The sequence below is a fragment of the Amycolatopsis thermoflava N1165 genome (assembly GCF_000473265.1).
In the GTDB taxonomy this organism is placed as follows: Bacteria; Actinomycetota; Actinomycetes; order Mycobacteriales; family Pseudonocardiaceae; genus Amycolatopsis_E; species Amycolatopsis_E thermoflava.
On record NZ_KI421511.1, the window covers coordinates 5,882,696 to 5,896,016 of the forward strand.

The 13,321-nt window shown below is 73.2% G+C and carries 9 protein-coding genes; 3 read left to right on the forward strand and 6 right to left on the reverse strand.

What is annotated here, in order from left to right; translation table 11 throughout:
• Window positions 1-304: 304 nt before the first annotated feature.
• Together AMYTH_RS0128995 and AMYTH_RS0129000 are read right to left on the reverse strand one after the other, a co-directional pair.
• The gene (locus AMYTH_RS0128995) at window positions 305-2,434 is read right to left on the reverse strand and encodes a DUF6049 family protein (RefSeq protein ID WP_027933197.1); all 2,130 of its coding nucleotides are present in this window, start codon (window positions 2,432-2,434) and stop codon (window positions 305-307) included.
• Entirely contained in the window at window positions 2,431-2,955 is a 525-nt protein-coding gene (locus tag AMYTH_RS0129000; protein ID WP_026153651.1) for an NUDIX hydrolase, read from the reverse strand. Before AMYTH_RS0129000 ends, AMYTH_RS0128995 begins: the two co-directional genes overlap by 4 nt.
• A gap of 131 nt (window positions 2,956-3,086) precedes the next feature.
• On the opposite strand from AMYTH_RS0129000, the gene AMYTH_RS0129005 reads away from it, so the two are divergent.
• Genes AMYTH_RS0129005 through AMYTH_RS0129015 form a run of 3 tightly spaced genes read left to right on the forward strand, consistent with a single transcriptional unit; the run spans window position 3,087 to window position 6,136 of the window.
• Entirely contained in the window at window positions 3,087-4,520 is a 1,434-nt protein-coding gene (locus tag AMYTH_RS0129005; RefSeq protein ID WP_020416214.1) for a CCA tRNA nucleotidyltransferase, read from the forward strand.
• Between the two features lie 34 nt (window positions 4,521-4,554).
• Window positions 4,555-5,844, forward strand: coding sequence for a sensor histidine kinase (locus tag AMYTH_RS0129010; protein ID WP_027933198.1), 1,290 nt, complete (start codon window positions 4,555-4,557; stop codon window positions 5,842-5,844).
• Window positions 5,845-5,893: 49 nt separating this feature from the next.
• Window positions 5,894-6,136 (forward strand): hypothetical protein, encoded by a 243-nt coding sequence (locus tag AMYTH_RS0129015; protein ID WP_027933199.1) that lies wholly within the window; start codon window positions 5,894-5,896, stop codon window positions 6,134-6,136.
• On the opposite strand, the gene AMYTH_RS0129020 is transcribed toward AMYTH_RS0129015, so the two are convergent.
• From AMYTH_RS0129020 to AMYTH_RS0129035, 4 genes are read right to left on the reverse strand one after another with little or no spacing between them, the layout of a single operon-like run.
• The gene (locus AMYTH_RS0129020) at window positions 6,133-7,968 is read right to left on the reverse strand and encodes a TNT domain-containing protein (RefSeq protein ID WP_084022703.1); all 1,836 of its coding nucleotides are present in this window, start codon (window positions 7,966-7,968) and stop codon (window positions 6,133-6,135) included. The genes AMYTH_RS0129015 and AMYTH_RS0129020 overlap by 4 nt on opposite strands.
• A 49-nt stretch (window positions 7,969-8,017) precedes the next feature.
• Window positions 8,018-9,787 carry an ADP-ribosylglycohydrolase family protein gene (locus AMYTH_RS0129025; RefSeq protein WP_027933201.1) on the reverse strand — a complete coding sequence of 590 codons (1,770 nt, stop codon included), beginning with the start codon at window positions 9,785-9,787 and terminating at the stop codon, window positions 8,018-8,020.
• Complete coding sequence (locus AMYTH_RS0129030) at window positions 9,754-11,805, reverse strand: YrhB domain-containing protein (protein WP_027933202.1); 2,052 nt, start codon at window positions 11,803-11,805, stop codon at window positions 9,754-9,756. The genes AMYTH_RS0129025 and AMYTH_RS0129030 overlap by 34 nt, the downstream gene beginning before the upstream one ends.
• On the reverse strand, window positions 11,805-13,313 hold the full coding sequence (locus AMYTH_RS0129035; protein ID WP_027933203.1) for a TNT domain-containing protein: 1,509 nt from the start codon (window positions 13,311-13,313) through the stop codon (window positions 11,805-11,807). Before AMYTH_RS0129035 ends, AMYTH_RS0129030 begins: the two co-directional genes overlap by 1 nt.
• Window positions 13,314-13,321: the final 8 nt, after the last annotated feature.

Sequence of the window (13,321 nt, forward strand, 5' to 3'; positions counted from 1 at the left end):
GGTCCGGCGGAGTCTGGCGGCCGGCCGGCGGCGGTTGCCTGCGGTCCGGCGGCGGCTGGCGGCGCGGTGGCTGCGGCAGCCGGTCCGGCGGCAGTTGTCCCTGCTGACGGGTCGGCTGCGGGGGCCGTGGCCTGCCGTTAGCCGCCGGCGGGATCCGGCGGGTCTGCTCCTGCCGAGCGCGATCAGGCGGCGGCGGACGCCGTGTTCCGCGGTCGGCGGGACGCTCGGGTGGCCACCCCGGGTCTCTGTCCAACGCGCGCGCCCAATCCTCGCCGGTCCGGTTCTGGCACCCCAGAGTAGTCGGTCAGGCCTTGCGGGCCCGGACGCGACGGTAGATCTGCCGCGCGGAGAGCAGGACCAGGGCCGCCGCGCCCGCGATCGTGAGGACCAGCGTCACGACGCCGTACTCGTTGGACCGCAGCTCGAACCGCGCCGGGTTGCCCAGCGGCGTGCCGCCCGGGGTGGTCAGCGAGACGGTCAGGTTGAACACGCCGGCGCGCAGGGCCTCGGCCGGGATCCGCTCGCTGCCGCCGAGCCCGGCCGGCACAAGGCGGTCCGGCACCTGCTCGACGCGCAGGCCGGGCGTGTTGCTCAGCTGGATCCGCACCGCGATCTGCACCGGCAGCCGGTTGTTGAACGACACCGGCAGCGGCGCCGACCCGGACGCCATCGAGATCGGCACCGGCGGGGTGTCCACCGTGACGCGGCCGAGCAGGCCGTCCAGCTCGGCGCGGGCGTCGGCGGCCGAGGCCTCCGCGGCGCCCTGCCGTGCGCGCCAGGCCGCCGACGTGCTGCGGACCAGCGCGAACCGCAGCGGTTCGAGCAGCTCGGCCGGCTCCACCTGCGCGGCCGGGTCGATCTGCATCGCGCCCTGCAGGTCGGTCATCGTGGTCTCGATGGACGTCATCTCGTCGGTGACCGACGTCGGGGTCGAGGTGGCCACGTCCTCGGCCGTGTAGCTCATCTTGGCGTTGCCGGTGCTCGCGGTCGCCAGCAGCGCGGGCAGCGACTGCGGGGTCAGCATGTTGCGGTCGACGAAGTCACCGACGTTGCGCAGGAAACCGGTCAGCTCGTCCGGCGTCGCCGTCCAGCGGCGGGGCGGGGCGACCAGGACCGGCCGCGAGGCGCTACCCGCCAGTCCACCGCGGAAGGCGAGCGCGGCCAGGCCGTTCTGCGTCGCGATGTCCGGGTCGTCCACCGGCGTCGCCGCGGTCGCCTCGGTGCTGCCGGACGCGCCGGCCAGCCCGGACAGGACCAGGGAGTCGACCTGCTGGGCCCGCAGCGCGGTGCCGTCCAGCGTGACCGCGCCGGACGACTGGCCGCTCGTCGACGAGTCGACCGGGTCGGTGATCAGGGTGCGCACCCCGGCCCCGCTCAGCGCGGCGAGCGTGCTCTGATCCAGCGCGCCGCCCGCCCACAGCACGCCGTTCTGCGGGGTGACGCCGAGCAGCTCCTGCATGCGCGCGCCGGTGTCCAGTGCGAACGGCAGCAGGTCACCGCTGCGGACCTTGGTCAGTGCGGTGAGGTCGGCGTCGGCGTAGGGCAGCTGGACCACGCACTGCCCGGTGACCAGCTCCCGCAGCGACTGCAGCCACGCCTTCGCGGCCTCCGCCCCGGTGCCGCCGGTGGTGCCGGTCGAGGTGCGGACCTGGTAGCCGCGGGACATCGCGTCCACCGTGTCGAGCAGGTCGGGGTCGATGGCGTAGCAGAGCGCGCGGGTCAGCTGCGGGTCGTCGCGGACCGCGCTCGCCGACTCGACCAGCCCGTACAGGCGGCCCCCGGGTCGCAGCTCGGTCGCCAGGACGTCGTCGGACAGCACCGCGGTGCCGCCGAGCGGCGCCGCCACGATCCGCGGGCGGGTGTCGGCGATCGGCCACAGCATCGTGAACTGGGCCGGCGTGGAGTTCTGGCTGGTCACGCTCTTGCCCGGCGCGGACAGGACGGGCAGCAGCATGCTCATCGACGCCAGCCGCGCGGCGCCGCCGTAGTCCGGCGTGCCGTTGACGTTGACCAGCATCGGGTACACGCCGGCGCTGTTCACCCGCAGGTTGCCGCGCGTCCCGTCGAGCCGGACGGTGACGCTGAGCTGGGCGGTCTGTCCCGGATCCAGGGTCGACGGCTCGACATCGACCCAGTCGGTGCTCGACGCGGCGGCCGCGGCCGCGCCGCTCATCGCGGTGCGCACCTGGCGCTCGGTGGTGAGCCGCTCGCCCAGCTCCAGCCGGACCTGCAGGTCGCTGATCCGCCGGTCGCCCACGTTCGTCACGGTGCCGGTGACGTTGAGCGTCACCGAGTTCGTGGTGATCACGCGCGGGTTGAGCTGCGCGACGTCCAGCCTCAGGCGGCTGGGCGCGTCCGTCTGGGCACTCGCCGTGACCGGGGTGAACATCGCGAGGAGGAACGCAACCAGCCCGGTGGCGGCGAACCGCTTCACTCCGACGCTCCTTCTGTCGCTCGCGTGTCGTCGTCGAACAGTTCCCGCGCCTTGCGCACCAGGGACCGCTCGTCGGTGTAGGCGAGCCGGGTCTCCAGGTCGGCGATCGGCACCCAGGCCACCTCGGTGACCTCCGAGTCCTCGTCGGACAGCTCGCCGCCGGTGGCTTCCAGCAGGAAATGATGCACCGTCTTGTGCACCCGCCGTCGCTCGGCCACGAACCAGTAGTCGATGGTGCCGAGCGGCCGCAGCACTTCCGCGGAGATCCCGGTCTCCTCCTTCACCTCGCGCACCGCAGTCTGCTCGATCGTCTCGCCGTCTTCGATGTGGCCCTTCGGCAGGGACCACAGCAGTTTCCCGTGGCGGTCCAGCCTGCCGATGAGCACGGCGTTCTCCCTGGCGGGATCGACCACGAGGCCGCCGGCGGAGGTCTCCACGGAGGTCGTCATCTTCCGGCCGCGGCGGCGGCGTGACCGGCGTCGCGGCTTACCGCCGCCGGAGCGACCGGCCGATCCAGACATGCTGCGATGCTAGTGCGTGGCGGCCCCTTCCGGCCGCTACTGCGTAGTTGACTGTTCACTCCTCGTCGATCGGTAGGCTGGTTCCTCGTGTCTGTCATGGTTGAGTCGACCCCCGAGGCGGTTCGATCCCGGTGAACGAACTGACCGCGAAGCGGAACGCGGTGACCGAGCTGATGCGGATCTCGCCGCTGGCCGACGAGCTGGCCGGGCTGTTCGCGAAGGCCGGGCACCGGCTGTACCTGGTCGGCGGCAGCGTGCGGGACGCGCTGCTCGGCCGGCTGTCCGCCGACCTCGACTTCACCACCGACGCGCGGCCCGAGCAGATCCTGAAGGTCGTCCGCGGCTGGGCCGACGGGGTGTGGGAGGCGGGCATCGCCTTCGGCACCGTCGGCGTCACCAAGCGCGGCTCGACGCTGGAGATCACGACGTTCCGCGCGGATGTCTACGACCGGGTGAGCCGCAACCCCGAGGTGACCTTCGGCGACTCGATCGAGGGTGACCTCAAGCGCCGCGACTTCACGGTCAACGCGATGGCGATCGACTTGTCGACCAAGCAGTTCGTCGACCCGCACGACGGGATGGACGCGCTGCGGCGGAAGGTGCTCGACACGCCAGCCACCCCAGAGGAGTCCTTCGCCGACGATCCGCTGCGCATGCTGCGCGCCGCGCGGTTCGCCGCCCAGCTCGGCTTCGAGCCCGCGCCCCGCGTGGTGACCGCGATGACCGAGATGGCGGGCGAGATCCAGCGCATCACCGCCGAGCGGGTGCAGACCGAGCTGTCCAAGCTGATGCTCGGGCGGTACCCGCGGCGCGGTCTGGAGCTGATGGTCGACACCGGGCTCGCCGAGCACGTCCTGCCCGAGGTGCCCGGGATGCGGCTGGCGATCGACGAGCACCACCAGCACAAGGACGTCTACCAGCACTCGCTGACCGTGCTGGACCAGGCGATCGCGCTGGAGCGCCGGGACGACCCGGACGCCGAGCCCGACCTCGTGCTCCGGCTGGCCGCGCTGCTGCACGACATCGGCAAGCCCGCCACCCGCCGGTTCGAGGAGGGCGGCGGCGTGAGCTTCCACCACCACGAGGTGGTCGGCGCCAAGATGGCTCGCAAGCGTTTGCGCGCGCTGAAGTACCCGAAGCAGGTCATCGAGGACGTCGGCCAGCTGGTGTTCCTCCACCTGCGGTTCCACGGCTACGGCAAGGGCGAGTGGACCGACTCGGCGGTCCGCCGGTACGTGACCGACGCGGGTGAGCTGCTGCCCCGGCTGCACAAGCTGGTCCGCGCCGACTGCACGACGCGCAACAAGCGCAAGGCGGCCGCGCTGCAGCGCACCTACGACGAGCTCGAGGAGCGGATCGCGCGCATTCAGGCCGAGGAGGACCTGGCGAAGGTGCGGCCCGACCTGGACGGCAACGAGATCATGAAGATCCTCGGCCTGCCGCCGGGCCCGATGGTCGGCAAGGCGTGGAAGCACCTGAAGGAGCTGCGCCTGGACCGCGGGCCGCTGGACCACGACGAGGCCGTCGCCGAGTTGCGCCGCTGGGCCGAGGAGAACGGCCTGTAACTTCAGGGTGCGTCGAGACGACCGGGAGGTCGTGATGTCCCCACCGCGAGCGGCGAGCTACCTGGGCACCCTGCTGCGGCGGGGCGCGCCCGCGATGGCCGGCGCGACCGGCGGCCTGGACGACGAGGTCGCCGACCCGGCGCCGGTGTCCCCGCTCGCGCGGATGCGGCGCATGGCGGGGCCGGTCGACCTCGCGGCGCAGGACAACCTGCTGCTCCGCGCCACCCGGTACGTCGCGATGGTTCCGCTGGTCTACCGCGTGCTGGCGGTGGCCGGGGCGCTGGTGGCGTTCCTCGCCGGCGACCACGGTGGCGTGGCGCCGGTGGTGGCGGTCGCGGTGTGCTCGATCGCGTTGAACCTGTACGGGCTGCGCTGGCTGTTCCGGTCGACGCCGTTCCACGGCGGGGGCGCGGTGCGGCTGCTGGTGCTCGACGTGGTGTTCACGGTCGCGGCCAACCTGGTGGTCGCGGCGACGGTGCCCGCACCGGCCTTCGCGGCCGCGATGCAGGTGCCGGGCAAGCACCTGCTCGGCGGGGTGGCGCTGCTGACCCTCGCGCTGGGAGTCGGGTTCGGGCTGGGGCTGACGGTGCTGAGCGTGCCGCTCGCCGGAGCCGCGTGGTGGCTCAACAGCGGCGTGTTCAACGTGAAACAAGCCTTCGCCGGGGTCGGCACGATCGTCGGCGTCCTGGTGACGGCGACCGGGGCGCTGGTGCTGCTCGGCCTCGGCACCCGGCTGGCGCTGGCGTACGGGATCAGGCACGGCCGCGAGGCGGAGCGCGCGCGGCAGCACCGGATGCTGCACGACACGGTGCTGCAGACGCTGGAGACGATCGCCCTGCCGGGCTCCGGCAGCAGCGAACACCAGCTCAGCGAGATGCGACGGCTGGCCCGCGCGCAGGCGATCGAGGTGCGGCAGACCATCGAGGGTGCGGAAGGCAGCGGCCCCCTCGGCGAGAAACTGGCGGCCCTGGCGGCGGAAATGGCCCGCGACGGCCTGCGCGCCCAGCTGGTCATGGCGGAGCTCGACCCGGACACCCTGACGGAGGTCCGGCAGGTCGCCATCCGCGACGCGGCGCGTGAGGCGCTGCGGAACACGCTGAAACACTCGGGAACCGACCGGGTCGTCGTCCGGGCCGAGGAACGGGACGGCGGAGTGGCGGTGGTGATCCGCGACCACGGCGCCGGCTTCGACGAGGCGGACCGCCCGCCGGGCTTCGGAATCAGCGAGTCGATCACGGCGCGCCTGGCCGAGGCGGGCGGCCAGGCGCGGGTGGAGTCCAGCCCGGGCAGCGGAACTCGCGTGACGCTCTGGATGCCGCGGTAGGCCGCGTTCCCGAGACGGGTCACACGTCGGGGATCAATAGCGTGCGCGCATGGACATCCCACCCGTGGAAGAAGCAGACCTCGTCGCCAAGGCGATTCACCGCGCGAACCTCGCGCGAGCGGAAGCCGCGGCCGCGAAGGAGATGGTGCGGGACGAGTTGCCGAGAGCGATCGAAGGGCGAGTGAGGATCGACGCCGGCGTGGCCCGCCTCGAGCGCAAGATCGACGAGGGCCTTGTCTCGATCGCAACCGAACTGGCGCGGATCGTCGCGTTGCTGAAGCTCCGCGGCTAAAGCCGCTCCAACCCGCCCGTCTCGACGTGGTGCCCGACGGGGTGCGGCAGGAAGTACGCCACCGCCCCGCCGGGCATCGCTCCCCAGGGTTGGGTCACGCCGGTCAACACGCGCACCGGCCGTGCCACCCGGTACAGCGCCCGCTGCCCCTCCCGCTCCGGCAGCAGCGACGTCTCCGGGAACCGCGCCGTCTCGTCGTGCACCAGGTTGCCCGCCTCGGGCCCGAACCGCACCAGCGTCGTGCCGACGGGCAGCGTGATCAGCCGCTTCGCTCGGTAGAACGTCAGCGGCGGCTCGCCCCGCTGCGGCGTGATCGGCCAGTCGCCCTCGTCGTCGACCACTCGCACCGGGTACAGCAGCAGCGATCCGAGCAGGAACCGCGCCGCCTCCTCGACCCGCGCGAACGCCGCAGGCTCCGCGCCGTCCGGGCCGGTGACCTCCCAGCTCGACTCAGTCCGCTGCAGGCTCCACGCCCCCTCGGCCCGTGAACCGATTCGGTACGCCGAGGCCGCGATCCCGTACTCCGCCAGCCGCCGCTCCAGGACCGTCAGCACCTCCGACGCCCGCAACCCGTACGGCGGGTCGCCGCCGCGGTCGATGAGCGTGACCGCGTCCACCTCACCCGCGTCGGGCTGCGGCGGCAGCGGCCTGCCCAGCAGCTCCGCCTCCGCGGCGGCGAGCAGGTGCGCAGGCACGGTCGGCGCCCGGTAGCCCTGCGCCCGCACGTGCTCGACCAGCTCCGGCTGCGGCGGCAGACCGTATTTCCGCAGGTAGTGCGGCACCGCGGCGGCCCAGATCCACGTGCCGTCGGTGTGGAAGGCGTCGGGCACGTCCGGCTGCGCCGCCGGCGCGAACAGGTCCGGCAGCCGGTTCGGCCTGGCCACCGCGACCGGCGCCCGGTACAGGTAGTCGAACAACGCGCGGGCCTCGTCCGGCGGCAGGGCCTGCCGGTTGACCACGGGTGGTTCGCCGGGCCCGTCGACGACCGCGGCGTGCCGGAACGCCGCGTCCACCGGCAGCCCGGCCTTCGCCGCGAGCCAGTCCGGGACCTGCTTCCGGTCGCGTGGGAAGTGCTCCAGCTCGGCCTCGTAGGCGCGGGCGGTCGGCCTGCCCGCGGGCGACTGGCGCCAGTTCGGCTCGGCGGACGAGTCGTAGTCGAACGTGAACTCGGCGGGCGCGACCAGCGTCAGCGTGCCCTTGAACCACGTCCCGGCGCCCGGCTGGTACATCGCGGCCCGCAGGTCGCCGAACAGCTGCCCGAGCCGCGGCGACGCGGGCAACGACACCGACTCGCCCTCGCCCGCGGCGCGGACCTCGATCTCCGCGTAGTCCCCGACCTGCCGGAACTGGGCGGCGATCCGCTCCCAGCCGTCGGGCACGACGTCGCGCAGCAGCCGCGCGATCTCCCGCACCAGCTCCTGCGGATCCCCGGCCCCGAGCTGCCGCACGCCGGCGGCGAAGTCGTGCCGTTCCTGCCAGATCGCGGTGATCTCGGCCTCGGTGGCGTCGACGGCGAAGTCGTGCAGGCCGAGCTGCCGCGCGCGCGTCTCGTCGGTGCCGTTCCAGCGCAGCGTCAGCCCCTCGCCGGGGGCGACGCGGTAGATGTCGTCGTCGAACAGGCAGTGCGTCTGCAGGCTGAAGGTCGCGGCGACCTCGGCTTCCGGCAGCACCTTCGCCGGCCGCCCGTCGAATTCCTGGTCGAAGTCGGCGGGCGCGTCCTCGCCGGGCGGCGTCACGAGCAGGACGGTGCCGTCCGCGCTGGAGCGTTGCGCCGGGAAGACGCGCCCCTGCCACACGGCGTACAGCCCGTCAGGGCGCTCCGCCAACTCCACTCGGTACCGCACGACTTCCCCCTGCGTCCGGAAAACGGGCCCGTCAAACTTAGCCGGGCGGGTACCGTCGCGCCCAGTCCTCCTGCAGTGACCGGCTGCGCGTGACGCCGTACAGGTTGAAGTGCAGGTAGATGTCGTTGGCGATGTTGTCCAGCAGCCCCAGCGGCGTCAGCGCCCCGACCAGGTCCGCGGGCAGGCCGGGGACGCCTAGCCGGGCGCCGACCAGCGCTCCGGTGAGCGCGGCGGTGAGCGGTGGTTCGGCCGATTGCTGTCCGGCGGCCTGGATCGCGGCGAACGGATCGTGCTGCCGCTTGGCGGTGGCGAACACGGCGCGCCCGGCCACCGCGAGCGGGCTCGCGGGGTCGCCGAGCGTCTCGATCTGCTCGGTGTCCGGGATGTCGCGGCCGTCGCGCATCGCGAGGACGATCGCCGCGATCTCGTCGAACGGGGTCTGCCCGGACTTCCGCAGCTCACCCAGGACGGCGTGGAACGGCCACGGCGGCTCGCCGTTGACCAGCACCTTCGTGAGCAACCGCACGACCAGCTCGATCGCGGTGGCGGCCTCGCCGTCCGCGCCGGTCAGGGCCCGCGCGACGGACATCTGGTACGGCAGCCCGGCGTTCTCGAGTTCAAGGCCCGCGGTCATGGTCGCGGCGAGCACGGCGGTCAGCGGGTTCGGTGGCGCTTCCGGGCCGTCGCCGAGCGCGACCGAGAGCCAGCTGTCCGGCTTCGGCGCAGGCGGGAACCCCTCGGGCACGTCGCCGGTGAGGGTCATGAACGGCAGGCCGCGCATGACGGCTTCGGTGTGCCGGAGGGCCTGCCGGGTCATCGGGCCGAGCACGTCGCCGTTCCCGAGGGCGAGGCACTCCCCGACCGCGAACCCGACGTAGGCGCCGACGACGCGGTGCCAGGCGAACAGCCCCGAGGGTGTGCCGGCGTCCTGGAACTTGCCCAGCGTCCACGGCCTCGGTTCGGGCTGCCCAGTGTTGTCGTAGTGGTTGATCAGCCCGGCCCCGGCGAGATCGGCAGGCCACTCGACCGGCCGGCCGTCGTGGCGCAGCCGCAGGTTGCGCACCCACAGGGCGTACGCGCGCGCGTAGCGCTCACATTCGTCGGCGCTGAGCTCGTACCCGTTCTTCCTGGCCCAGCCGCCGACCGCGCGGAGCCGCTGCGTGACGAGGTCGCCGAGCCCGGACTCGGCGGCCAGCTCCGCGATCCGCGGAGAAACCTCGGGCGCGACCTCGTCGACATATCGACCCGGCTCCGGTCCGACCCCGTTGATCTCCTCCGCCAGATCGACCGCCAGGGACAGGGCGTGCCCGGGGTCCAGGTCCAGCCGGGTCTCCCCCGCGCCCGGCCGCAGCAGGTCGCGGGGCCGGATCCGGCGCCACCGGTGCACACCGGCCGGGATCGTGCGTGTGGAGGTGTGGGCGGGGACGACGACCTGGCCGTCCCGCGTGTGGTTGCGGACCGGCTCGCCGTCCGCGCCCAGCGGAACCAGGACCTCGCAGTCCAGCAACAGCCTGCGCATGGTCGGCCCGTCGATCCAGCCGACGCGGTGCATGTCCATCAGCCTTCCCGCCGGGGTGGTGGCCTTCGGGCTGCCGAACCACGCCGGACCGGGCCGGTGCGCGGGGTTTTCCCGGACGTTGCCGGTCGGCTGCTCGCGCTCGTCGACCTCGATCCACCGCACGATCGCCGGCTCCGGGGTGCCGAGCCCCGGGAACTCGTTGCGCCGGAACTCGGGGTCCGTGACGGCCTTCCAGTCGGTGAAGCGCTGAGCCGTCACGGCCGGATCGCCGGATAGCGCCGAAGCCATCGCTGTCCTTCCTCCCCCTCCGGGATCCCCTCGAACCGCCGGGCGACGTCCGTGACGACCCGCTCGATCAGCGGTTTGAGTTCGAGCTGGTCCACCCACTTCTGCGGCAGGTCGGGCACGCCGTTGCGCGCGCCGACCAGCGCGCCGGCGATCGCCCCGGTCAGCGCGCTGCGGCCGGAGTGGTTCACCGCGCGCAGCAGCGCGACCTCGGGGTTGTTCTCGAACCCGCTCACCGCGGCGAGCGCGCGCCCGAGGACGGACGCCGTGTCGTGGCCGTCACCGATCTCCTCGGGCTCGGGCAGGTGGTACAGGCCCTGCTCCGGGATGGCGATCAGGGACCGCGCGGCCAGCTCACGCACCTGGTCCCAGTGCTCTCCCTCGCGGCCGGCCAGCACCGGGCCCGCCGACACCCACAGGGCCGGGCTGAAGGCGCGGTCCAGCCCCCGTTCCAGCAGCAGCCCGAGGAAGACAGCAAACGTCACCTCGTCTTCGCCGGACTCGGGCAGCGCGCTGAAGGCGCGGACGGCATCTTCCGACGCGCCGAACGGCACCTCGCCGGGGCCGCCGATGGTCAGCACACCGGGCAGGGCGCCGAGCAGGACCGTCGGCCCGGACCGGAGGTCAGCCGGGTCCGGGTCGCGCACCGAGTGCAGTTCGCGCAGGTGCGGCAGCCACCCTTCGATGCCGGGCACCGTCTCGCCCTGCGTGTGCGACCAGCGGGACATCGCCTCGGGAACCGCTGCCGCACCGCCGCGCAGGAAGGCCTCGGTGAGGAACAGCAGGCGCTGGGTGAGCGGGCCGACCGGACCGGGCTCGGTCCCGTCCGCCGAGTTGCCCAGCGCTTCGCCGAGCGCGAAGCCGACGTACGCGCCGAGCAACCGCTGCCAGCTGAAGTTCGTGTCCTGGCCGACGTCGGCGAACTTGCCGAACGAGTCCACCCGTAACACCGGTTCGCCGTTGTCGTCGTACCCGCGGGTGAGGCCGAACGCGGCGGGGTCGTACGGGGGTCGCGGTGGCAGCGCCATGCCCATGCGCCGCACCCAGGACCGCCCGGTGACCACCCGGTAGCACTCGTCCGCGGTGAGCTCGAAGCCGTGGGCGCGGGCGCTGTCACCCGCGTCGACCGGCGGCTCCACCGGCTCGGGCAGCCCGATCCGCGCCGCGGTGTCGGCGGCCCAGCGCGTCAGGTCCGCCGAGGCCTCCACGCATTCGCCGGTGACCTCGATCTTGTCGCTGTACCGGGGGAACTCGGCGTGCGCCGCGCGGATCTCCTCGGTGGTCACCTCGACCGGGAGCTGCCACGGGCCGTGGATGACCAGGTCGGCTTCCGGCACGTGGGACAGCAGGGTCACCGGGTCCAGCCAGAACCACTCCCGGCTGCCCGGCGGGAAGAAGCGCGTCGACGTCCACAGCTCCACGGTGCGACGACCGTCCTTCGTGGACTGGTGGCGCACCCGGCCGCCGGACACCGGCACCAGCACGCTCTCCTCGAGCAGGCCGATGACGAACTTCCGCTGGTCCAGCCAGCCGATGTGGCGGAACTCGACGAGGTGGTCGAGCGCGGTCCACGGCATCGGGTAGCCACGCCGGCTCGGCCCTGTCCGGTACTCGGGGTTCGGGCGGAACTCGCCGGTGTCCGTGCCGTCCGGCAGGTAGCGCTGCCAGCCCGTGATCGCGGCGAGCGGCACGCCGAGGCGGCCGAGGCCGGAGGTGGCGTACTCGGGGTCGATCACCTCGGCCCAGTGGTCGCGGCCCGGGTACTGAGCGGGGATGCTGAAGCCACCGCTGATCGGCGACGCGTGGCGCAGGTCGCCTTCCGGGTCGCGCACGATCAGCGCGGGCGGCGGGATGATCTGCTCGCCGAGGTCGCCGCCGTCGAGGTAGGCGGTGGAGTTGTAGGGGACGTGCCAGCCTTCCGGGCGCCGCACGAGGTTCGCCTGGTCGGCGCGCAGGCCGGCGCCGGGGTGGACTTCGTGCAGCCACTCCTCGACCTTCGCGACCGCTTCTGCCGCTTCCACTACTCGATCCTTTCCAGGCTTGCGTCCGCCACGTGCTCGCTCAGCGGTCTCGGCAGGACGTATGCGACACCGCCCCCGGGCAGGTTCGCCCAGGGGATCGCGATGCCGGTCACGACCGCGAGGCTGCGCCGGAGCCGGTAGCGCCGCTCCTCGCGGTCCCGCTCGATGGGCAGCGAGGTCGCGGGGAACCGGGTTTCGTCGTGGTGGACCAGGTTGCCGGTCTCGTCGCCGAAGCGCTGCACGACCGTGGCCGCGGGCAGCCGGATCAGGCGTTTGTTGCGCAGCAGCGTCAGCGGCGGGTCGCCCTCGGCGGGCTGGATCGGCCAGTCGGCGAGTTCGGCCGAGGTCTCCAGCGGCGTCTCGGCGCCGCCCGTGGTCCGCGCCGGGTGCAGCAGCAGGGCGCCGAGCAGGTGCTGCGCCGCGTCCTCGGCGCGCTCGAAGTACTGCGGGCGCACCGGCACCCCACCGGCGTAGCGCGCGACCTCCCAGCCGCGGTCGGTCGGGTTGAGGCACCACGCGCCGTCTGCCCGCGACGCCAGCCGGTAGGCCGCGGGCCAGATGCCGTGCTCGGCCAGCCGCTGCGCCAGCACCACCAGCAATGCCGGGTCCTCCAGCGCCGGATCGGTGCGGGTCTCCAGTTCGGACGCGATGTCCCCGGTGGTCGGCAGCGCCTCGCCCGGATCGGCTTTCGGACGGGACCGGCCGAGCAGGTCGGCCGCCGCGGTGCGCCGGGTGAGCTTGTCGACGTAGGGCGGCTGGAAGTCCTGGTCCCGGATGTGCGTGAGGAAGTCCGGTTCCGGTGGCGTGCCGTACTTGCGCAGGTAGTGCGGCACCGACGCGTGCCAGATCCACGCGCCGTCGGTGTGGTAGCTCTCCGGCACGTCGGATTCGGTGCCGCCGCTGAAGATGTCCGGCCCTAGCCCGCTGCCGACCAGGACCGCGGGCTGGCGTTCGAGGTATCGCAGGAGCGCGGGCACCTCGTCCTCGGGCACCGGCGGACGGCCCATGACGGGAGCGGCGCCGTCCTCGTACGTGTCGACCACGCGGGCGTGCCGGAACTTGACGCCGAGCGGCAGGCCGGCGGCGCGGCGCCACCAGTCCGGCAGGTGCTCCGGATCGCGGGGAAACGCTTTCAATTCGGCTGCGAGCGCGGCGGGCAGGTCGTCCGGGGGCGTCCGCCACCAGGGCGCGGTCGTGGTGCTGACGTCGAGGTCGAACTCACCGGACGGGTGCAGCGCGTAGCGGGCCTGCAGCCAGGCGCCGACGCCCGGCTCGTACATGGCCTCCCGCAGTTCGGCGAACACCTCGGCCAGCTCGCCCGACGCCGGGTAGGTCCGGCCGGAGCCGCGCGTGAACGCGATCGGCTCCAGCTCGGCGTGGTCACCGACCTGCCGGAAGTGCAGCTCGATCCGTTCCCATCCGGACGGCGCGTCGGCCCTGGCGAGCGTGCCGATGCGCACGAGCAACGGACGGTGCGGCTCCATGATCGCCGTCGCCTCCCTGCCCATCTCCGTAG

Excerpts from the sequence above, each read along its gene's own strand:
- AMYTH_RS0129000 (WP_026153651.1), bottom strand. The coding sequence starts at position 2,955 with ATGTCTGGATCGGCCGGTCGCTCCGGCGGCGGTAAGCCGCGACGCCGG.
- AMYTH_RS0129010 (WP_027933198.1), top strand. The coding sequence starts at position 4,555 with ATGTCCCCACCGCGAGCGGCGAGCTACCTGGGCACCCTGCTGCGGCGG.
- AMYTH_RS0129015 (WP_027933199.1), top strand. The coding sequence starts at position 5,894 with ATGGACATCCCACCCGTGGAAGAAGCAGACCTCGTCGCCAAGGCGATT.
- AMYTH_RS0129025 (WP_027933201.1), bottom strand. The coding sequence starts at position 9,787 with ATGGCTTCGGCGCTATCCGGCGATCCGGCCGTGACGGCTCAGCGCTTC.
- AMYTH_RS0129035 (WP_027933203.1), bottom strand. The coding sequence starts at position 13,313 with ATGGGCAGGGAGGCGACGGCGATCATGGAGCCGCACCGTCCGTTGCTC.